We start from the raw sequence: 2,001 nt of genomic DNA, 5'->3' as shown, positions 1-2,001 counted from the left end.
GGGTATCGTCGTCGAAGTTCCGGGCAAGAAGCGCGTCTTCGTTCCCATGACCAGGCTGACGTCCATGGACCAGAGCCAGATCATCTGTACCGGACTGGTCAACCTGCGGCGCTTCCAGCAACGCGGTGCCGAGCAACTGGTGGTCGGCGAGCTCTTTGACCGCAAGGTGACCCTCAAGGACGGCAGCGGCGACGCCATCATCGAAGACATCGCCATGGACCAGCAGCGCAACGGTGACTGGCTCGTCTCCAAGCTTTTCATTCGACGCGGCACGTCTACGTCCAGGCTCCGGGGGTTGCGCCGCGGCCATACCCTCCTGGTGGACTGGGCGGACACGCTGCAGGGCTCCGAGAACGATCCCCAAGGTGCAAGCCACTTCGTCGCCACGCACGAGGACCTCAAGCCGGCCGACTTCGCCGACGCACTCCAGGAGATGTCGGACAAACGACGGATCGAAGTGGCCAGCGAGCTGCAGGACGAACGCCTCGCCGATGTGCTCCAGGAGTTGCCGGAAGAAGACCAGGTCACGCTGTTGTCCGCTTTGGACAACGAACGCGCAGCCGACGTCCTGGAAGAAATGGACCCGGACGACGCCGCAGACCTGTTGGCTGACCTGCCTTCCGCGAAGGCCGAGGAACTACTGCTCCTGATGGAGCCCGACGAGGCTGACGATGTCCGCAGGCTCCTGCAGTATGACGAGGACACCGCCGGCGGCCTCATGACCCCGGTTCCCGTCATCCTTCCACCGGAAGCCACGGTGGCCGAGGCACTTGCCCATGTGCGCAGCGAGGAGCTCTCCCCCGCCCTGGCCTCGGCCATCTTCATTTGCCGCCCGCCGTTGGAGACACCGACGGGACGATTCCTCGGCGTCGTGCATATCCAGCAATTGCTCCGCAGCGCCCCGCCCGAACAGCTGGGCAGCATCGTGGACAAGAACCTGGAGCCGGTTTCCGATCACGCCAGCGTCAGCGAGGTCAGCCACACCATGGCCTCCTACAACCTCAACTCCCTCCCGGTCGTGAATAGCGCCGGCCGCCTCGTAGGGGCGGTGACTGTTGATGACCTCCTAGACCATTTGCTCCCGGACGACTGGCGAACCCACGAAGACGGAGCCCCGATCAGGAAACTAGGAGGCCGAATTGGCTGAGAAGCCCACCAGCGAGGATTGGACACCCCGCTCGAGCTGCGTTCCCGCATGCTGCCGAATTTCGGCAGCGATCCCGATGCCTTCGGCCGGTTTGCCGAACGCTTCGCCCGTTACATGGGTACGGCGAATTTCCTGTTCTACATGACGATCTTCGTGATCGTCTGGATCGCGTTCAACGTTATTGGCTTGTTCGGCTTCCAGTGGGATCCCTACCCGTTCATCCTCCTCAATCTCTTCTTCTCCACACAGGCCTCCTACGCCGCGCCCCTGATCCTGTTGGCCCAGAACCGCCAGGACGACAGAGACCGCGTGACAATCGAGCAGGACCGGGCCCGTGACGAGCGCAATCTGGCTGACACCGAATACTTGACCCGTGAGGTCGCGGCTCTCCGCATCGCCCTGCGCGAGGTCGCAACCAGGGATTACGTGCGCGCCGAACTCCGCTCGCTGCTGTCGGATCTGCTCGAAGCGCAGGAAGAGTTGGGGCCGAACAATTCCGGCGGCTCCAACAACGGCGAGAAAGCCAAGGACAAAATCAAGGACAAGCGCAACAAACAGCGCAATCCTCCCACCCAGCAGATCCCCAAGATCCATCCGGCGCATTCCAGCGCCAGCCAATCCGAACCCGACCTCTCGTCCGTCGGCACGTCGCCAACGCGGAACCCGGGTCCCCCCGCCCAGCCCGAAAGCTGAACACCCACCCCATGAGCACACCATCCGTCGAGGCCCTCAACGCTGCCTTGGCAACCGTCATCGATCCCGAACTCCGCCGGCCCATCACGGAATTGGGGATGCTGGATTCGGTAGAGGCCAGTCCGGACGGAACCGTCCGGGTTGCGGTGCTGCTGACCATC

At 63.3% G+C, this 2,001-nt stretch carries 3 protein-coding genes; all 3 read left to right on the top strand.

The genetic code is table 11. From position 1 onward, the window contains the following. Nucleotides 1-1,147, top strand: a 1,147-nt coding sequence (locus AHiyo1_RS02350; RefSeq protein WP_059387494.1) for a magnesium transporter MgtE N-terminal domain-containing protein, incomplete at its 5' end; no start/stop codon positions are given. A 48-nt stretch (nucleotides 1,148-1,195) separates the two neighbouring features. Then, a complete protein-coding gene (locus AHiyo1_RS02345; RefSeq protein WP_084784317.1) occupies nucleotides 1,196-1,840 on the top strand; it encodes a DUF1003 domain-containing protein in 645 nt (214 codons plus the stop codon). Between the two features lie 11 nt (nucleotides 1,841-1,851). After that, nucleotides 1,852-2,001: iron-sulfur cluster assembly protein (locus AHiyo1_RS02340; protein ID WP_113990555.1), on the top strand; the 150-nt coding region annotated here is incomplete at its 3' end.

The organism is Arthrobacter sp. Hiyo1 (genome assembly GCF_001263615.2).
GTDB lineage: Bacteria > Actinomycetota > Actinomycetes > Actinomycetales > Micrococcaceae > Arthrobacter.
Note: the sequence above shows the minus strand (reverse complement) of the source record. Positions and strands in the feature narration are given on the sequence as shown.